Source organism: Moorena sp. SIO3B2 (genome assembly GCF_010692525.1).
Lineage (GTDB): Bacteria > Cyanobacteriota > Cyanobacteriia > Cyanobacteriales > Coleofasciculaceae > Moorena > Moorena producens.
Genome location: NZ_JAAHHE010000028.1, coordinates 25,617 through 46,281, shown reverse-complemented (window position 1 = coordinate 46,281; position 20,665 = coordinate 25,617). Strand labels below are relative to the sequence as shown.

11 protein-coding genes are annotated in these 20,665 nt (G+C 46.3%); 3 read left to right on the top strand and 8 right to left on the bottom strand.

Annotated features, from left to right (window positions below; genetic code table 11):
- Positions 1 to 109: 109 nt before the first annotated feature.
- The 7 genes from F6K38_RS09815 to lepA form a co-directional block, all read right to left on the bottom strand.
- Positions 110 to 2,722, bottom strand: coding sequence for a cellulose biosynthesis cyclic di-GMP-binding regulatory protein BcsB (locus F6K38_RS09815; protein ID WP_008178723.1), 2,613 nt, complete (start codon positions 2,720 to 2,722; stop codon positions 110 to 112).
- Positions 2,723 to 2,911: 189 nt separating this feature from the next.
- The gene (locus F6K38_RS09810; protein WP_202799141.1) at positions 2,912 to 4,216 is read right to left on the bottom strand and encodes a family 8 glycosyl hydrolase; all 1,305 of its coding nucleotides are present in this window, start codon (positions 4,214 to 4,216) and stop codon (positions 2,912 to 2,914) included.
- A 364-nt stretch (positions 4,217 to 4,580) separates the two neighbouring features.
- Complete coding sequence (locus tag F6K38_RS09805) at positions 4,581 to 7,013, bottom strand: tetratricopeptide repeat protein (protein ID WP_008178718.1); 2,433 nt, start codon at positions 7,011 to 7,013, stop codon at positions 4,581 to 4,583.
- Entirely contained in the window at positions 7,010 to 10,747 is a 3,738-nt protein-coding gene (locus F6K38_RS09800) for a hypothetical protein (protein ID WP_008178716.1), read from the bottom strand. The genes F6K38_RS09805 and F6K38_RS09800 overlap by 4 nt, the downstream gene beginning before the upstream one ends.
- Before the next feature lie 948 nt (positions 10,748 to 11,695).
- On the bottom strand, positions 11,696 to 13,087 hold the full coding sequence (locus F6K38_RS09795; RefSeq protein ID WP_008178714.1) for a UDP-glucose dehydrogenase family protein: 1,392 nt from the start codon (positions 13,085 to 13,087) through the stop codon (positions 11,696 to 11,698).
- A gap of 111 nt (positions 13,088 to 13,198) precedes the next feature.
- Entirely contained in the window at positions 13,199 to 14,149 is a 951-nt protein-coding gene (locus F6K38_RS09790; protein ID WP_008178712.1) for a UDP-glucuronic acid decarboxylase family protein, read from the bottom strand.
- A gap of 275 nt (positions 14,150 to 14,424) precedes the next feature.
- On the bottom strand, positions 14,425 to 16,236 hold the full coding sequence (gene lepA / locus F6K38_RS09785; protein WP_008178709.1) for a translation elongation factor 4: 1,812 nt from the start codon (positions 16,234 to 16,236) through the stop codon (positions 14,425 to 14,427).
- A gap of 175 nt (positions 16,237 to 16,411) precedes the next feature.
- Here lepA and F6K38_RS09780 point away from each other — a divergent pair, with 175 nt between their 5' ends.
- From F6K38_RS09780 to F6K38_RS09770, 3 genes are all read left to right on the top strand, one after another.
- A complete protein-coding gene (locus tag F6K38_RS09780; protein ID WP_008178707.1) occupies positions 16,412 to 16,696 on the top strand; it encodes a type II toxin-antitoxin system CcdA family antitoxin in 285 nt (94 codons plus the stop codon).
- A 132-nt stretch (positions 16,697 to 16,828) separates the two neighbouring features.
- Positions 16,829 to 18,550 carry an ATP-binding protein gene (locus F6K38_RS09775; protein WP_044492116.1) on the top strand — a complete coding sequence of 574 codons (1,722 nt, stop codon included), beginning with the start codon at positions 16,829 to 16,831 and terminating at the stop codon, positions 18,548 to 18,550.
- A 542-nt stretch (positions 18,551 to 19,092) separates the two neighbouring features.
- Positions 19,093 to 19,743, top strand: a complete 651-nt coding sequence (locus F6K38_RS09770) for a DUF3386 domain-containing protein (RefSeq protein WP_008178703.1) — start codon at positions 19,093 to 19,095, stop codon at positions 19,741 to 19,743.
- A gap of 129 nt (positions 19,744 to 19,872) precedes the next feature.
- Here the strand turns inward: F6K38_RS09770 and F6K38_RS09765 are convergent, their stop codons facing one another.
- Positions 19,873 to 20,664 (bottom strand): cobalt-precorrin-6A reductase, encoded by a 792-nt coding sequence (locus F6K38_RS09765; RefSeq protein WP_287296587.1) that lies wholly within the window; start codon positions 20,662 to 20,664, stop codon positions 19,873 to 19,875.
- Between the last annotated feature and the right edge of the window lies 1 nt (position 20,665).

Here is a 20,665-nt window from a genome sequence, read left to right as displayed (position 1 = left end):
TCAGCTATCAGCTGATAGCTGACAGTGGAATTTTGATTTAATCCTATTTAATAGACAAACAATCCTAAAGACTAATTAAAACTAAAGAATAATCACTAATCACTAATTCCTAATGACTTTTTTGATCTGTCACACGCTTGAGGTACAACTGGCTAATGCCATAAAGTAGGAAGGTTACCCCCAGAATACCTAAAGCTAGGAACCACCAGTTTCGTTGGAGGAAGAACGATGCTTTACTGAGGGCGGAGGTTTTTTCAATGCGCTTCTTAGAACCGGCTAGTTCAAAGAACTCTAGCTTATAGGCATCGGGGTCATAACCAGCAGGGTCTTGTTGATAACTACTAACTAAAACCGTATCCTTCTGCAACTGGTAGAACCAAGAATCTTTAGTGAGAATCTGCCGCACGCGGTCTAAGCCATTTTCCGTTTGACCACTCAAAGCCAAAAGTACCCGCTGATTGTTATAGGGAGACATGATTTGTTTAATTACCCCTTCACTATCCGGTAGAGTCTGGACACTAGCTTCACCCCACTGACGTCCTAGAGCATTACTCAAACGCAAACCACTTGACTCAAATACCTCTGGAAAGGGAAATTCCTCCCTGGTGCCAATTCCAACTAGATTTCGCTTCCTCTTGATCTGATCAGGCAATTGTTCAATGGTGTAAACATCCATTTGTACTGAATCTGCCTTACTTAGACGTCCTAAACGCTCACTGATAGCCATGAGGGTGAGCAGATCGTTATCAGATGGCGTCTCTGACAACACGATCGCTGTATTAGACAAATCTTGAGGAGCTGCAAATGGGTAACCTACTTGCAACAGTTCTAGATTAGGTAGTTGAACTGAGGGCTCCCGATTAACTTTGAAGCTGGTCTCAGCATGAACCGTACCCGTTAGTTGTTGATCGGTGATTTTACCACACTCCTCTGGTTCCCTGGGGTTCAGCCGGAAAGCAACTTTGATTTTAGAGGTGGGTTTAATCAGATTGGCAGGAAGATCCACTTTCAGGGTTTCTCGCTGTGAGCCATCCCTCTTGGTCAAGCGTTTACCACCAATTAGTACATCATCTAGTAAGACTTCTACAGCAGAGGTGCGAGGATTGACCTGGGGACCATAGCTGTAAACTAAATTCATGGAACTGCCCCGTTTAAAGCGATCATCCGGTAAGGCCCGAAAATCAAACTCTACCGGTGGTGCTGAAGTGCCTCGCACTGTGACGTCCTTAAAGGGTTTACCATTGGGCTGAGTAGCGATGTCTTCTAGAGTAAAGGAATTTTCTTCTGGCAAATAACCAGGCCAATTTCTGGAGGATGGTATTGGTACATCCGGAACCTGATCCACGAAAATTAATTGACCTGTGCCAAGTTTACTGGTATCTGGCTGTACTAAAAACTGGGCAGCCTTTTTCACGCCATCTGAACCATTGCCAGTCACCACCAAGACCGGGTTACTGCCATCATTGACGGTGGTAAGTGCCAGCACACCGACATCATCGGGTAAGGGAATCTGAGTCCCATCTAAAATTTGATTCCCGGAGAAGGTAAAGGGCAGTTCTAAAGACTTCAAAACCGGTTGATTTCCAGGAGTCCCCATCACAACTAAACTATCGCCCCACTCTAATTCGTCGATAGTCTCTACCAAACGGGTGGTAATGGGACGGAAGTCAGCCAACCTGCCTAGGGAAGCCTGTAAACGAGGCGCAGCAGTCAACCAAGATTCTAAGGACTCCACGGATCGGGTCTGGACATTCCCCTGCGGCAGCATATAAGCAATGGGATTGGCATCTAAGCTGAGTTGATCAAAGAAAGGATAAGGATAGCGACTGAAGTTTAGGGGAATAGGTTCAACTTGGTATTGGAAGATTAATTTTGAATCCGGCAAAACCTCAGTCCACAACGTGGCATCCCCTCCATCCGTACAACCCTTGGTGTTGTGTTGCTGGGCTACTAGGGAAAGTTCATTGTAGTCCTGGATCAGGGTCGTTGGGATAGCAAACATGACGTTAGCCACCTGAGACTGCTTGCGGTTGAGAGGGACACTTGCCACACTGGTGCCATTAATCCGCAAGGTCAGGTTAGAGCGATTTGCCATCAGGGCTGGTGAATGCTGGAAGCGGATTAAGGCTTTGGCGGTTTTTATCTTCCAACCCCGAGGACGGGTAAAGCCCAGTCTTGCTTCCGAATAAACCCCCCGCATACGGAGGCGATTGCCTACAATCGGAGAGCGATTAAATTGCAAGATGTACTCACTTAATGGGATATTCGGGGTAGAAGAAATCGGATTTGGAGTAGATTGGGGCTGTGAACGAGGTTGGGGCTGGGAGGGGGATTGGGTCCGCCGTGGCTGAGGTCGGGCAGCTGGCCGAGGTCGGGCGGGAGCAACCCTTGCTGGGGCACGATTAGAGCGTCTTTGTCGTGGCGCTGCCGGAGCAGCTTTTGGTCTAGGTCGGGCAGCTGGCCGAGGACGAGGACGAGGTCTAGGTTTGTAGACTGGAGCCTTAGTGGGAGTTTTGGGTAAGGTGTACTTCTGGATGAACTGGTCTTCCTGTTTTCTGAGGTTACCGTCCCCTTGAGCTCTAGTTAGGGTAGTACCGATGCCCAGGGTTAAGACCATGCTTGTACATAGCAGCAATAAGGATAATCTAGGACCATAGAGAGCACGTCGTTGATGATTAGTCGTAGGATCTTGGGCTTGGGAGCGGCGAAACAAGAATTTCATAATTGTAACTATAGAGAATACTAGGAGAATAGTAAGATCACCCTTAATTTATAAAGAAAAGTTGTATGGCTTAGGCTTAACTTTAACGATTGAGACCATTTTTGTCACCTGTATCACCTGATTGATCGGTATAGATTGATCGGTATATTTATCGGTATAGTTATTGGTATGTTTAAACTATTCCCCTCCCTAACTGGGATTTAACAGGTTGCGGTCGATGGCTGTGGTAGGCAATAACCCTAACCAAGCTAAGTTTTGGGTATAGTAGGCCGATTGATCATCCCAAATCCCTTCCTGATATTGTGGTATTAGTTTCTGCTCTATCAATTCTCTAGCCATGGCTGGTTCAATTAAACGTAGGGCAGAATAAAGCATGGCATATTGGGAAGTGGCTTCGTAAGTCACCGTTGGTTTTCCCTGGATGTCAATCCTGGCGGGCAGCTTTGAAGAAGAACGCCACAGGGATTGCAAATGCTGCGTGGCAGTACCGAGATAGGAAAATGCTTCTGGGGTATTGAACCAAGCTGCATCCCAAGCAACTCTCCACCACACTCGGTAGGCATCAAAGCTATAAGAACTTTTGAGTGGACTGTCTGGTGGCAATGGCTGGAATTGACCAGTTTCGGTGTCAAAGGCTATCCAATCGCTGGGTAAGCCTACAGCAGAAACCTGGGAAGACTCTCTTAACACCTGGTAGCTACTATCCACCAAACTTAACCAGTCATGGTTGGGGTCAACTTGGGCAAAGAGACGAAAGGAGAAAGGAGCAAGATATGAGGGGTTGAGATATAGAATTGATGGAGAAGGCACAAAGGCTGCTACAGGTCCTGGCAAAAGATAGCGCTTTCCCCTTACCTCTTTGGTGGACAAGTTCCACAAATCTTCCAGCTTAATTAAGGCTAAGTCCAAGTATTCCGGACGATTCCAGCGGCGGTAAGCTAGGATTAATGCTGTTGCTGCATCAATATCGGCATCGCTGGCAAAATTTCTGTCAATCGCACCCCAGTTACCGCTTTGATCACGACCCCACTTCCACACCCAAAGTTGGTCTTCGAGAGTACCATTAGTTCCTGAGCGCTTGAGATTGTTTTGAGACCATTCTAAGGTCAGGGCAAAGGTGGTGGGGTCATTGGCAATTACCGCTCGCAGCATCCCATAGGCTTGCCCTTCAGAGGTTGAGCGATCGCTTGCTTCGTAGTCGATGACTCGCCCGTCTTTTTGAATAAATTTCTCTTTGTATACAGTCCAACTTTCTGCTATAATACCGCTTTCGTCTATAGGTAAAGCAGTCTGGGGAGCCTCTGGTTCAGGATACTCACGGTATACTGAAGGCGTTTTGCTTGGTGATGACTGGGGTGGTGAAGGGGTTGGAGATCGTCTTGACAATTGATGGGGAGCACAACCCCATAGACTCAACAACATAATGGTGAAAGTAACGATAGAAACGCTGAGGGTGCGACCCATAAATAAACCTTGACGGCTGTTGTATGACATCGTAAATTTGCGGCTCTTACATTTACTCCTCAAACATAGTTGGATACAAGCCTCTGGATTGATCCAACGTAGTCTTTTAAGGGAAGAAGTCTGAACCTAAGCCTAGCCTAAAAACATCAGAGTTCAGAATTATTCAATTCTGATATTGGCTTTAAATGTCTGGATTATTCATTTGTGATTATAAAACTGCCAATTTTTAAGTGTTAATTGCCATTTGGGATTTTCCCTTGTCATACCTTAATCCTTTATACTTCATCCTTCATCCTTGACACTTCATTCTTCATCCTTGACACTTCATCCTTTATACTTCATTTAGAATTTATTCTTTACACTTGACACTTCATCTAGACTTCATTTTTTATCCTTAATCAAAACGTTCCCAAGGCGGTTGGAAACCCCTGCGGAACAGAAATCCTTCTTGGATTTGCTGTCTCTGACGGGACAGGGTAGCAGTACTAGACCCTCGACTGAATTCCTCCAGTCGTAGCTGTTCCAACTGTTCTAGGGCTTTGACTTTAAAATCTTCTGTCTGATTTAGTCCAACTAAGGCACGACGTACCCCGAAATCCAGGGGTTTGATCGCAAGACCCCTATAATAGAGTTGCTTGGCGGAGTCAAAGCGTCGTTGTTGGAAACGAACACCACCTAAAGCAGCAATAATCTCAGTGTTACTGGGTTCTGCGGTCAAAATCACCTGATAGGCGCGTTCTGCTATGTCTAACTGATCAATCGCTTCTGCCAATCGCCCCTGCAACAAGTATGTCTGAACGGAGTAGGGAGCCCGATTGACTAATTCAATCACCTGAGCTCTAGCTAATTCTGGACTACGCTGAGCAATAACCTGAATTAAACGGCGGTTTACTGGTATGTTGTCTGGTTCAGATTGCAGCAGCGAAATGTATAGGGGTTCCCGTGTGGGATTGGCAGGTAGAGCACCGACTAGAGCAAAGAGTTCTTGGGGCGGAAGCACATTGGGTTGTGTCTGCAACCAATAGTAGACAAATGCCTCAGCTTGGGATTCTGGAATCAGATTCGCTTGATAGGCAATTGTAGCTCGTGCTAGCTGTAGGTTAACATCACTAGGATTGAGCGCCACTAGTTGGTCATAAACTGCCACAGCTTCCCCTGGTCTATCCTGTAGCAGAAGTATAGATGACAATCCTTGCAATGCTCCATTGAGAATATCCCGTTGTGGGTTGCTGGCAATCAAGGCTTGGTAACGCTGGCGGCTAGCAATCCAGTTACCCTCAAGACGTTCAATATCTGCCGCTAGCAACTGTACTACCAGATCGTTAGCTCCCTGGGGTGTGGCGGTATATGTAGCCAACGCATTTCTAGCTGAGATCAAGTCATTGGCTTCAATGTAAAGTTGAGCGATCCGAAAGTACAAAAAGGGCGCGTTAACCCCAGATGCCAGGATATTTTGGTAAATAGATAGAAATTCTGGCCCCGGCGGCTCGATCGGGATCAAGGCGTCTGCCACCGCTTGCAATTCGCTGGGTTCAGTAGGTAGGGGAATCAGTATGGTCGCTAGACGGTTGCTCAATTGAGCTTGAGAAATTAACCCGGTCTGACTTTCCAGACCCACGATCTTAATCATCAGACTACGGTTATCAGGCTCGAAGGCAAGCTGTTGTTGGTAAAGCTGCAATGCGGTTGCCCGTTCGCTGGGTATGCCTGTGAACACATCAGCTATCTCCCGAATTAAGTTAGGGTCATTAGGATTCTCTGCCAGTGCCTGGCGGTAGAGCATAGAGACTTGGGGTTCCAGGGCTGGATCTTGATTTTTATTGCGAATTTCATTTAGCGATCGCGCTAAGGGCAATGTGGCTTGGGGGATACCTTGTAAAGGCTCTAATACGGCCAATGCTTCAGAGATCTGTCCATTTTCGGCATAGGCTTGGGAGAGGGCGGCTCTGGTTTGGATGCCTAGGTCGTCGAGTTGATCGATGAGGGCGAACCCCACTAACTCGTTTTCCAGAACCTGCACCGCCTGAGCCGCATTGCCGGTTTGCCTTAAGGATTGGGCATAAGCCAGGACAGCATAGCCACTAATCACATTCCCCGTAGCGAGGTATTGGTTAAAGAGTTCCAGACCCCTTTGAGGGTTACCGTTGTAGGTGTAAACTTCTGCTGCCCCTATTAGCACATCTGGACTAGGGTCAGTTTGCAGCACAATTTCATAGTCTGCGATCGCCTCACCAAATCGCTGCTGATAACCATACAGCAGAGCTCGCCTGCCACGAGCTTCTGTATCATTGGGATTGATATCGAGCAAGACCGTAAGGGCTTCAATTCCCTGAGTCTGCCATTCTTGTTTATATGTCCCTAGCAGACCTACTGCACTTAGGGCTAACTCATTGGTGGGGTCTTGAGCGAGCACCTGTTGATAGGCATCCCAAGCTTGGTCAATCAATCCCTGTCGGCGGTAGGCGATGGCTAGGCCAATCTTCGCATCAATGGATTGGGGATAACGCTGGACAGCTTGCTCAAACTCTTTAATTGCCTCTTCCACTCGTCCTTCCCTGAGCAGATTAAAGGCTCTGATAATCGGCACCGGAATAGTTTGGGCTTGAGCTGCCTCAAGGCAAAAGGCAAGAGGAAAAAGGTAAACAGTCAATGGTAAGAGGTAAACGGTCAAGGGTAAGAGGTAAATGGGAAAAAACTTTACCACACGGCGACACTGATGGCAATGTGAATCCAGTCCCTTTGCCTTTTGCCTCTGACCTGAGGATTCTCCGCTCTTTATGGGGGGTAAGCCTTTTCCCTTGTTCCTTTTGCCTTCCTCTAGAATCATGGAGTAAACCTACCTCTAGGAGTTACATCAAAATCGGTTTTCAATCGAAATCCGGCAAACGTTTCCTTGAAACTATTGCGTTGCTGAAGGCTAAAACCAAGCCGCACATTCGGTAAAAATTGGAAATCGTAGTATAGCTCTAACACATCTGGTACATCATCCCCATTTTCCTGGCGCAATTCCTCATTGGACAGATCCCGACCATAGGCTAACCCTACCCGGTCATTCTTAGAAAATAAATCCAAGAAGGTGATTCCGAAACTGTAGGTGTTTCCCTCTTCATCCAAATCCCGGTTGCGGTAAATCCCATAGCGACCAAATATGCCCATATTCAGTTCAGGAATAAACACTTCGCCATTGACACCAAATGCTTCTTCATCATCATTCTTGTTGATGCCAAAGTCATCCCTTCCCCGTTCGATGGAGAAAATTTCCCGGAAGCCACTATTGGCACCACCATCCCTGCCTGAGGCATAGGTTCCTCGCACGATCACATTATCGTAGCGCAGACCAATTTCTCCTGCCAAGCCATTGAGGTCAAATCGCTCCAGACTCTCAGCTGATGAAAACAGAGCAACTTTGCCTTCTATATTGTCTGTCACTGCCCAGTTAACCAATAAACCTGGACGAGATGCGATCGCAGTAGCACTCAAGGCTGGATTAGTTTGAAAAACTGGATTAAAGAAATGGCTTACCCCATCCTTGGCAAAACTATTCCGATCAAAGTAGGACGTTAAATCCAACTGACCGACGGAAAACCGCAGAGTGGGTAAGGTGCTAGCAGGAGCAGCCGTAAAGAACAACTGATTGATAGTTGCCCCTTCGTTAGGTGAGTCTACCAATTGGTCATTTTCGCTAGTCAGATCTAGGGTAGCTCCAAACAGGAATTGGGGCGTTAGCACATAGTTTCCGTCCAAGCGAGCTCTGGCTACTGAATTTTCCCCTTGAGTCACGAAGCTGCCCTGGAAACGCAAGGATGCTGGGGTTAGAGCGGTGCTAGGCAGCAACGGGCGACCGGTGGATTGGGCGGTTGAATTGCCTGGCGGAGAAGTTGGACGATTTAGGTTTGAGTTGGGAGCCGGTGGCCAGGGTTGTAGTGCTGGTTGGAAGAAGGGTACTTGACCAAAGCCAGGGGTGTTGGGATTTGGCACCACTGGGATCGGAGTGACTTGCCCTGGTAGCGGTGGTTGGGGTGTGGCTGGAAAAGGAGACTGGCCAAAGCCAGGGGTGTTGGGATTTGGCACCACTGGGATGGGCATGACTTGCCCTGGTACCTGACCTGGGGGGGTAGTTGGGAAAGGAGACTGGCTCAAGCCAGGGATGTTGGGATTTGGCACCACTGGTACTGCCATGATTTGCCCTGGTACCTGCCCTGGAATGGTATTTAAGTAAGGTAGCTGACCTAAGCCCAAGCCATAACTAGTGCCCCCCATGGGAATGGGATTAATCGGGACTACTGGCCGGGGGGCTGGGGAACTTCTCAGATAGGGCAGCTGACCTAAACCCGAATTGTAAGGACTACCCCTCATGGGCATGGGATTTACTGGGGCTGGCAGAGGAGCGGGCATGGGTCTCGGGTAGGGCAACTGACCGAAGCCAGGGTTATAGGTAGTACCCCCCATCGGAATGGGATTGACTGGGGCTGGCAGGGGAGCCGGTGTAGTTCTCAAATAAGGTAGCTGACCTAACCCAGGGTTATAGCTAGGGTTATAGCTAGGGTTATAGCTAGGGTTATAGCTAGGGTTATAGCTAGGGCTATAACTATTTATTCCCTGGGGGGTAGACATGCCGAACCCTGCCGTTGGCATCAATAGTAAAGTTTGTGGTACGTAGGGCAATTGACCAGGATTACCATTACTCGTACCCAACGGCATCGACCCAGTTACTCCTGGCATCATCGGCATCAATAGTACCGTTTGTGGCACGTAAGGGAAATAGCCCCAATTCGGGTTAGGAGTATTGCTTCCCAACGGCATCGAGTTAGGAAGTGCTGGCAATGGCGCTGGTGTCTTGGTTTGTGGGAATACAGGCAGTTGTCCTACCGATTGGTTTTGGTAGTTATTCAGAAATAGGGGTGTCGCCGTTCCTTGCCCTAGCTGTTCCGGCAGGGTTGGTGGGGAAGGAGGCAGTTGCTTGAATTTTTTGGGAAGTTTACCAGCATTGGAGGGAATTGGCCCTGTTGGTACTGGCAAAGGTGCCGTTTTTGCTTGGGAGGTTGTCTGCTGGTTGGAGCTAGAGTTGGCACTATTTGGAACTAACTTCGGAATTAGGGATGGCAGCAGCTGATTACAGGCTGTGTTTGTTTGGCAGTTGCTCCACTTAGCTGGAACTACTCCTTCCAAATCCACACTCGAACTGCTGCCATAGGGCAACAGTTGGCTGAGCTTGAACTCCGTGAACTTTAAGTCTATTTGCTCTAGGTTTAGGGTCGATGATGACACTAGAGGCTTTTGAGGTGATGGCGTTAACGCTAACTTGTCTATTTTAGTGTCAGCTTTAGTGTCAGCTTTAGTGTTAGCAGATTTCTTCTGGGTGACTAGCTTAGAGTTAGCTGGTTTGCTCTGTTTTAGTTCCGACGACTCTGGGGCTGGTGAGCCTAGTTTCGAGGTAACCTCATGGTTAGGTCGATAAGAGACTTTAGTTTTATTGGGCACAGATGACTTGGCTAACCCATCCCTGTGTCCTGGTTTTAGATCCAGTTTCCCTGGTTTTTGAGGCTGTTGAGATAACTCAGGGATTCTCGAACCCACCTTTTTGCTAGTGGTGGTGTTTGGAGAAGCCAAGGCTTGGGCTTTTCCGAAGGCTGGGACTGCCCTAGCTCTAGACCTGGCATAGGGTGACCTGAACTTGGGTTTAGTTGATTGTCCTTGCTGGCGGTTACGTCTCGGCTGGGCTAGGGTAGTGCTGTTTTCTCTACCGTTACTGCTTTGTACAGCAGACTTTTTGCCTTTGGGCCGTGCTGGAATAACTTTGGCTATCTCCTCTGGCTGGGGCTTAGCTGTCGCCTGGATTGGAGCAGCTACGGTTTTTTTGGAGGCAGTTCTTGGGGTAGCTGAGCTTTGGGTTTTCAGCGGTGCAGAAACAGCTTTAGCTGTAGAGTCCCGTTTGGCTAATTGTTGCTGCTGCAACCGAGATAATGGTAAATCCCCTGGCCTGGTAGCGGCAGAACTGGGCTGAGCCGCCTTGGTTTTAAGCAGTGGAGGGATAGCCTTAGGGGTAGCCCTTGACTGGCGTGACCCTAACTTAGGCTTAGCTGCCCGTTTAGCTGGTTGTTCAGTCTGGGATTTAGAGTGCGGCAGCACAGATGAAGCCAGTTTTCTGGTGGAGTTGGTCCTTGGGACAGAAGACTTTTGGGTCTTAGTTGGCTCAGGGATTTTCTCCTGTTTACTTCCAAGCTTTCCTAGTGCTATAATTTTGGTTTGGGGGGCTTTTTCACTTTCCTCACTAACGGATTGACCTGAATCATTGCTCTGATTTGTCCGGAGCTGCTCTAAGAACTTAGTATGTTTAGATATAGCAGTTGCCTGAGCTGGTTCAATGGCACTCAAGGACAGCATCCAGACTACGGCGAATGACCCAGTACTAAGCAGTTGCATCCATAGAAGGACATTCTTAACTATCCATCTCAGACATTGACTAGTTGTTTGCTGGATTGTCTGGGTTTTTTGACTAATCAATCCTTTCTGTAAACCCTGTCGCCGCTCTAGGAAAGGGCTTGGTTTTGGGCGACTCATACTACCTCCACTCTCATTGATCTTGCCTGACCAGTTATGGTCAAAAATTTAGGACGCACCCAGTTTTAGAGGATTTTGGCTCATTTTTGTGGAAAAATGAACCAATATTAGCTCATATACCTCATATTTACCTGGACTGTTAGTGAATCTAAGCCAAAACTATCACCAAAATTACCATTACTAGAGTTTAGTGCTTAGCTCGATTTGTCGCCAACTAGATCACGCTTGGGTTACTGATCAGGTTTGCTGATAATCAATGGTTGCTGGCATCCATGAAGCCATTAAACCATCCACATATCTAATCCCCCCAATAGTTAACAACCAAATCAGTTCCCTGACCTGCCCTTTTGTGGTAGTGCCGATTTTTGGGTAGGACTTTAAGACTTGCCGTACACCTAGCCAATTTTAATGGGGATTACTGGTTAGTTAACTAAATTTAGATGCTTTATGCCCCGTCACCAAGGGTGCGGGGTGCTGACTGGGCTTTTGTTCTTGATCAACACCAACATTAGTCTTAACACAAAGTTGTTGCCAAATCCCAACAACTAAGATTTTTAGCTTTGGGGATGGGGTTTGGGTACTCAGCTAGTCTTCACAAAATAACTGAGGGGTCAAACCCCTCAGTTATTCTAGTACAGGATTTCACTTATGGCAATTTACATATAAGTCAGGTAAACTTGCTATCACAAAAATTCTAAAGGTGCGCTTTCCGCATCTAATTATTAAATTCGCCACGGGTCGGACCTAAAAGATGCCGCTAATTTTGTGACCAAAGCGCTCCAGGAAAGTCCTGATCCCTGGAGCAGGAAGTAACAACACAACTTGATTTTCCCAAGTCAGAGGTTTGTCGGGAAGTTTTAAAGGTAAAGTTGTCAGATAGAGTTAATCAGCTGCTCTGACAACTTTAGGTTGACGATCAATCCTAGCTCTATGAGGAGGGGATATAGTTCAACAACCAATTCCCAAATACGAGAAACCAGCACGTTCTAGCTGGTTCCGATCTAGGCAGTTGCGACCATCAATGATCACCGGATGATTCATCAGCTCGGCCATCTTACCATAGTCGAGCTTCTGGAACTGATCCCAATCTGTAACTAACACTAAAGCATCACAGCTATCAGCCAACCGTTCTGGATCCGTTTCGACAATCACGTTAGATAGACCATGACGCATCCCAGTTTGGGAAATAATTGGGTCATAGGCTTTGACCTTGGCTCCGAGTCGGTTTAGTTCCTCCACCAGATTTAGAGCAGGAGCATCCCGCATATCATCAGTATTGGGCTTAAAGGTCAAACCCAACAGCCCCACTGTTTTACCTTTGAGGATTTTCAGCTCTTTCTGGAGTTTTTCAACCGCAAGTAGACGTTGGCGTTTGTTGACACTGACAGTGGCTGTCAGCAAATCCGCTTCATAACCGTAATCTTCAGCGGTATGGAGTAGTGCTAAGACATCTTTGGGGAAGCAAGAACCACCCCAGCCAATTCCTGCTTGTAAAAACTTGTTGCCAATCCGGGAATCTAAACCAATTCCTTGGGCAACTTGGGTAACATCAGCACCTACGCGATCGCAAATATTGGCAATTTCATTAATAAAGCTAATTTTAGTAGCCAAAAAGGCATTAGCCGCATATTTAATCATCTCAGCTGAGCTGAGATCTGTACCTAGCACTGGAACTGGGGGAAGGGATTTGTCTTCAGCAAACTGGCGTTCGACAATTGGTTGATACAGTTCCTTCATCATTGCGATCGCTTTTTCGCTATTGCCTCCTAGGACAATACGGTCTGGATTAAAGGTATCGTAAACTGCTGAACCTTCTCGGAGAAACTCTGGATTACTGACCACATCAAAATCCGCGGTAATGTCTTCTGCTGGTTCAGTTTCAGCTTGCCCTCCTGCAGTTACCAAAGATTTCTGGCGTTCAGCTACCCCATCTAGGACAATCATCCTTACCCAATCTCCAGAACCAATGGGTACCGTTGATTTGTTGACAATTACTTTGTAACCATCCTTGAGATGGGATCCAATCCCTCTGGCCACAGCTTCCACATAACGAGTGTCACTTTCTCCGGTAGGTAGGGGGGGAGTTCCCACTGCAATGAATAAAATTTCCCCATGGTCTACCCCAGCCGCCAAATCTGTGGTAAACTCAAGTCTACCTGCATTAGCTGACTCCTGCATTATTTCCGACAGTCCTGGTTCATAGATGGGCGACTGTCCAGATTTCATCAGCTTAACTTTTTCTTCGTTGTTGTCTACACAGATTACTTGATGACCGATATGGGCTAAGCAAGCGCCAGTTACTAAGCCCACATATCCTGTACCAATCACACAAACGCGCATGGACCTATACCTCAATTAATATAAACTTCAATGGTTAGTAAAGGTTAAGAAAGTCTCACGGTTGGAGCCACAGATAGTATTGGCACCCTGACCTGAGGTTGATTGATTTAATTAAATCTGATTGTTTTCCTCTTGAGGAGTTAAACGCTTACGGAAATCGGACACTGTGAAATCTAACCCTTCTGACAAAGTAATAGTAGGTTCCCAACCTAGTAAGGTTTTAGCTTTACTAATGTCTGGTTGCCGACGTCGGGGGTCATCCTGAGGTAGAGGCTTAAAGATAATTTCTGTATCAGGATTCACCATTTTCTGAATCGCCTGAGCGAGTTCTAATATAGTGTATTCTCCAGGATTCCCGAGATTAATCGGTCCGGTATGGTCATTATTCATAAGTCGAATTAGTCCTTCGACTAAGTCGGAGACATAGCAGAAACTTCGGGTCTGTGAACCATCCCCATAAACCGTTAAGGCTTCCCCCTTCAGAGCTTGCACCACAAAATTGCTAACGACTCGCCCATCATTTTCCAGCATTCGAGGACCGTAGGTGTTAAAAATGCGGGCTACACGAATGTCTACACCATTTTGTCGATGGTAGTCAAATGCGAGGGTTTCTGCCACTCGCTTGCCTTCATCGTAACAACTGCGAATCCCAATGGGATTGACATTACCCCGATAATCTTCTGACTGGGGATGGACATCCGGATCCCCATATACCTCAGACGTGGAGGCTAATAATAATCTCGCCTTCACCCGTTTGGCTAACCCTAACATGTATAGGGTACCCATGACATTGGTTTTGATAGTCTTGACGGGATTGTATTGGTAGTGAACTGGGGATGCTGGACAAGCGAGGTGGTATATTTGATCAACTTCTAACCGAATCGGTTCAGTGATGTCGTGGCGGACCAACTCAAAGTAGGGGTGTGCCAGCCATTTCAGGATATTCCGTTTGTGACCAGTGTAGAAGTTATCCAGACAAATAACTTCATGACCTTCTGCCATCAAACGATCAATTAGATGGGAGCCGATAAAACCAGCCCCACCAGTAACTAGTATTCTCATGCCACTGAACTTTTGTGATGTGAAATCAATCCTAAACTAACCTCTGAATTTAACAGTGTCCAGTTAGACAATTTTTACTTAATTTATGGCAAAAAGTCCGGATATATATCTCTCCATATAGTTTTTCACCTACCTTGAAAACCAATTCCGTAATTACCGAAGGTTATCATCGAATTCTCTTGGCTAACCGGTTGAGAATTACTAGGTTGGTAGTAAGCATTCCGAGATTAGTACTTGGCTTTCAGGTCTGGACTTTTAATGACTGAATCCCCCCTCTAGCCTTGGTCAAGACGCAATACTGCCATAAACGCTTCCTGAGGAACATCAACAGTCCCTACAGCTTTCATCCGCTTTTTACCTTTTGCCTGCTTTTGGAGAAGTTTTTTCTTCCGGGAAATGTCACCACCGTAGCATTTAGCCAATACATCTTTTCTCAAAGCCGGAATATGTTCACTAGCAATGACTCGACTACCAATAGCCGCTTGAAGAGGAATTTTAAATTGGTGTCGGGGAATGAGTTCCTTGAGTTTCTCCACCAAGGTACGACCCACATAGTAAGCTTTGTCTCGGTGAACAATTACTGCCAGGGAGTCCACAGGCTCCGCATTAATCAGTAGATCCAGCTTGACTAAGGGATTATCTCGGTAACCAATGAGCTGGTACTCCATACTGGCATAACCCCGAGAGCGAGACTTCATTTGATCAAAAAAGTCAGTAACCACTTCTGCTAGGGGTAATTCATAAATTAAAGTAGTCCGTCCTTGGGCAAGATAAGTCATATCCTTAAAATCCCCACGGCGGCTTTGACAGAGTTCCATCAGAGTCCCAACATAGGTTTCTGGGGTAATCATTTCTACCCGGACATAGGGTTCGGCAATTTTTTCCCGTTCTTGGGGGGATGGCAGGGTACTCGGATTATCAATTTCAAGGACTTCTCCCTGATTGGTGGTCACTTGATAGACCACTGAAGGGGCGGTGGTGATTAGCTCCAAATCATATTCCCTTTCCAGGCGCTCTTGAACAATTTCCATGTGCAGCAAGCCTAAGAAACCACAGCGGAAGCCAAATCCCATCGCAGAGGAAGTTTCTGGTTCGTAGTTCAGGGCAGCATCATTGAGTTTCAGCTTATCTAATGCCTCCTTTAAATCCTTATACTGGTCAGCATCAGTGGGAAACAAGCCACAAAAAACCATCGGTTTGGCTTCAGTGTATCCCGGTAAAGGGTCAATAGCTGCTGCTTTTGCTAAAGTAATGGTGTCACCAACACGGGCATCGGCTACCGCCTTAATGGCAGCAGCCAGGTAACCAACTTCACCGGCGTGGAGTTCATCCACTTGGACTTGGTTAGGGGAAAGCACCCCTAGCTCATCAATTTCGTACTCCTTGCCAGAGGCCATCAAGCGAATGCGATCGCCTTTTTTTAGAGTGCCATCGACCACTCTGAAATAAACGATTACGCCACGATAAGCATCATAGTAACTGTCAAAAATCAACGCCCTTAGGGGTTGCTCTACGGTATCGCTTGGAGGTGGAATTAGATGTACAATAGATTCGAGGATGTCTTCGATACCGATACCTTCCTTGGCTGATGCTCGAATCGCTTGGCTACAATCAAGACCAATGATATCTTCGATTTCGGTACTTACCCTTTCCGGTTCAGCTCCAGGCAAGTCTATTTTATTTAGAACGGGAATAATTTCTAGATCGTGTTCAAGGGCTAGGTAAACATTTGCTAGAGTTTGAGCCTCTACACCCTGGGATGCATCGACTACCAACAGTGCTCCTTCACAAGCCACTAGTGAGCGGGACACTTCATAGGAGAAATCCACATGACCGGGAGTGTCAATTAAATTGAGAACGTACTCGTGACCATCGCTAGCAGTATAGTTCATCCGAGCCGCTTGCAGCTTAATCGTAATTCCCCGCTCCCGTTCCAAATCCATATTGTCCAGGAACTGTTCTTTCATCTGGCGGTCGCTTACGGTACCAGTAGCTTGCAGTAGGCGATCAGCTAAGGTCGATTTCCCATGATCAATGTGGGCGATAATCGAAAAATTGCGAATATGAGAGACAGGGGCATCAGTCATAAGCTATTGGTATAAACCCAGTCAATAACTGGTCTATTGAGTTCATGCTTCACTTAATGTATTTTAATGTTTTCCGTCAGAGGTAAGGGTACTATCCCTGGAATGGTTATAAGTGAGCCAGGCTAATTGTCAGTTATCGTAAAGTTATATTAGTAGTGTTATTAGCCCATCGATTATGAATGATCATGCCTTACATCAAGAGGGTTTGCTTGAAAACCACCTTGAGTCTACCAAAGCTACTAACGTAGATCTATCACGTTCAGCTGACAAAGAAGAAATTTCTATTCATTTGGATACGGAACTCTTGGATCAAATCAAACACTTGACTAATGATCCGAGTAAAGTAATAGAAACGGCAATTCGTCAATGGCTTAGGGGTGAAAGGGGAACAGATCAGGAATTAGCCCGTACCTTTGACCGAAATCCTCCCCTGCCGCCCCGAGGTGAGTGGAACGATTGATAGACAAGAGGTAAAGGCATCTACTTTGAGACGTTGCCATTGGCTCGTGGGTTAGGGTTGGTTGGTTGCATTTACTTGTTGAAACGGGAACTGAGGCTCCCGGTGTTGCTTGTAGTTTCCAGGTTTCTTTTAATGGCTGCACCTGTGAATTTTCAATGTTTTCAAACTGGATATATAAATAGGCAATCCGCTAGTGCACAAGGTGATTCTAACTTTTTGCAGGGTTTAGGGTGTGAGCTGGTTTATACTCAAGAGGCATCGGGTAAATGCCTTTCTTTTTACTGGCAAGCTGCTGAGCAATATGGTCTGAGTTTGACACAAGTGGTGGGACTTCCCCTAGAAGATGCATTCTGCCCGACTGAAGCCGAAGCCTACCAAGAGAGGCTTCAGAGAATTTTGAGCAAGCGTTCCCCTGAACGTTGTGTTCAATCGTTTTGTTACCAGGACAGATCCTTTGCCTTTGAGTTGGTGATTAGCCCCATTTTGCCAGCGGATGGTGAAGCAACCACTGTTCTAGTTATGGGTCGCTTTTTGCCGGAATCATCAATATTGGAATGGCGGGAATCTCCTACAAACCTAAGTGTAGACCCCCATCAACAATTACTCACCAAAATTTCCCGGCAGATTCGTCGGACCCTCGATCTAGATACGATTTGGCAACAAACTGCCCAAAGTCTAGGGGAGGCACTCCAGGTAAGCCGTTGCCTCGTCTGCTATTACAAACCAGACGCACGGGTAACCAAGGTGCAGGCAGAATATTGTCAAAAGCCCTTGCGGTCAATGGCGAAACAACTGCTACCCTTAGATTCTGAGCCTTACCTCGAACAAGCCCTCACTAGTCAGGAGCCACTGCTGGTAGAACACATTCTTCCCGGTGAATGGGAACAGTTGTCTGTGTTGGTGGTTTCAACCTCCTATAAAGATGAACCTAATGGTTTGATTTGCCTACAGCAGTGTGGTGATCGCCGTCAATGGAGTGCCGCAGAAATAAAGTTAGTGGGAGAATTGGCTGAACAAGTCGGCACAGCGATCGCTCATGGCACCCTTTACAAGGAGTTAGAAATAGCTAGCGAAAGGGCTGAAGAAGCTTCTCGCCACAAAAGTGATTTTCTGGCTAATACTTCCCATGAGTTACGTACCCCTCTCAATGGCATGATTGGGTTTCTCAAGTTGGTTCTTGATGGCATGGCAGACGATCCACAGGAGCAAAGGGATTTTATCCAAGAAGCCTACAATTCTGCATTGCATCTGCTCAATATTATTAATGATATCCTGGATATTGCCAAGATTGAAGCTGGTAAAATGGAGCTAGAACTCGCTCCAGTAGAATTAGATTCTCTGTTTAGAAAAGTTGAGGACTTTACGATCAATCAAGCCCAGCTCAAAAACCTCAGCCTCAGAATTGAAATGCCTGATGTCTATGATGGCATTGTTATGTATGGTAACTATCAAAGGCTGCTACAGGTCATGTTAAACCTAGTCGGCAATGCCATTAAGTTTACTGATGAAGGTGGGGTGACTGTTAGTGCTGAGGTGATCCGAAAGAAGATAACTTTCAAAGGTACAGAATTCCCAGGATTGGTTAAAGTTCGAGTTGCCGATACTGGCATCGGTGTTTCCCTCGACCAGCAAGACCGGCTGTTTCAAACCTTTACCCAAGTCGATGGTTCCCGGACTCGCCAATATGGCGGCACGGGTTTAGGCTTAGTCATATCCCAAAAGCTGATTGAAACCATGGGGGGTGTGGTCAATTTTTTCAGTATGGGGGAAAATTTAGGGTCAACAGTTACCTTCACAGTACCTCTTTATCAAGTTCCTGTGATGATTTCCAATCAAGCAACTGATATTGATTAACCATCCACTCTTTAGGTTCCCCTTACGTAAGGATTCAGCCCTTAGCTTTTTACGGAAAACTTAAACTAAACTTACTAACACTTACAAGCCATAATAAATTTGGGAGTAATGGTGAAAAGTGTTAGTATTAGTTTTAGCTGAAAGTTAGATTAAACGTAAGCATTCAGCCGTCAGCCGTCAGCCCTGAGCCTTGGCCAAAGGCCACGCTACGCGAATGGCTCACGCTGCTTGAGGTGCTTTCCATAACTCAGCATTATTCGAATCCTTACTTGTTTTATTCAAAAGTTCCGTAGCTTTATAATAGCCCATAAGCACATCAAGTAGCACAATCTGTAGCCCATTAGCTGATAGCTGATACGCGACACGCTGATAGCTTACGCTTAAAGTACCTCACCAAATTTAAAGATTCTCTATAAAACAGTAATGCTATAATAAGCACCGTCAGAGATTAGTGAGTAGTCTTTGGATAGTAACACTTCCCTAGTATAGTTTGTCTAGTTTGGGAACTATTAGCTCAAAATATCGGTTGACTTAACAAGACTATGATCGAAAACGAAACAGCTCGTGAAGTGTTCCAGGCGGCTTACGAAAACCGCTACACCTGGGACGACAATTTTCCTGGTTACAAAGCTGACCTGGAAATTAAGCAAGGTGATGAAGTATACACTGGTCAAGTTCGCATTAATAGTGATCACAGTGTTGAAGTCAGTGGGTTTGATGATGAAAAGGTCAAAGAAAGTGTCTATAACCAGATGCGGGATATTGTGACCCATCGCAAGCGGTCATCCTTTGAAAAAGCCCATGGGAAAAACCAATTTAGCTTTGGTGAAAACGATTCTACTGGTGCAGTGGAAATTTTGGTCAAGGGTGATGCTATGGGCTCTAACTATAAAGTCCGGGGTAGGGAAATTTGTCATGTCAGTCGGGTTATGGGTCCGATGGCTTTTACAATTAATACCAACCATAGCCTAGATACAGGAGAAGGGTATATTTCTTCAGGCTACAATGCCATTTTTCGCAATGCCAAAACTGGTGATTTGATGGCTAAACGAGAATTTGAGGACAGGTTCGAGAAAGTTGGTGATTATTATATTATGACTCGTCAAGTAGTTTATGCCATCGAGGAAAAAGGGCGGACAGCTACTGAATTCAACTTTTATAATATCAGGTTACTCCAACCAGCTATGGTTTAAACTTTTGTTGTAAGCATTCAGCTATCAGCTATCAGCCATCAGCTAAAGACCAACGGCTGACAGCTGACGGCACCTCAAGTAGCACCATCTGTAGCCCATAGGCTTACCTGTTATTTACCGGGAGAGAGTTCAAACATAACGTACGCAAAACTCTAATGCCACAGATACATGGCTGGTTTGCTGCGGATAATCAACAACTGGGCGAGTAATTATAACTAGGGAGATGCCTAACTCAGTAGCTACGGCTCGTTTGATATCTTCTCCCCCAGCAACCCCAGAGGCCTTGGTGACCACAACAGAGATGTCCCAGTGATGCCAGAGTGCCTTTTCCAAATCAGCTGGTACCGGAGGACGCAGGGCAATAATTCGATCCCGGCTAAATCCAGACGCGATCGCTACATCTATTGCAGTAACACTGGGGAGAACCCTGGCGTATAGGGTTGATTGGTCTTGCCAACCACGGAATAAGGGTAAATGTTTATAACCGATTGTCAGTAATACCCGCTGCTGATGGAGATAGTTACCAGCAATCAGGTCTTGGAAACTATTGAGATAAATTATTGGTGAATTGTCTAGTTCAGAACTTACCTGAGAATTTAGCTGTTGCCTTTCAAAACGCAGGTAAGGTATATGCCGAGCACAAGCGGCTGAAATCGCTATTTGGGAAATTTCCACCGCATAGGGGTGAGAGGCATCTAGGATCGCTACAATACCATGGTTCTCCAAAAACTGCTCTAGCCCATTTGTATCTAAACGTCCGACTCGAACCCTTAAATTTGGGGTTTGGGGATAGAGGGATTTAGCCGCTGTTGTGGTAACGGTTACTGTACAGGGAATCCCCCTGAATGCGATCGCATTTGCCAGAGTCACACTTTCGGTGGTTCCACCAATCAGCCAAATACGGCCACTGCTATCGAGCACT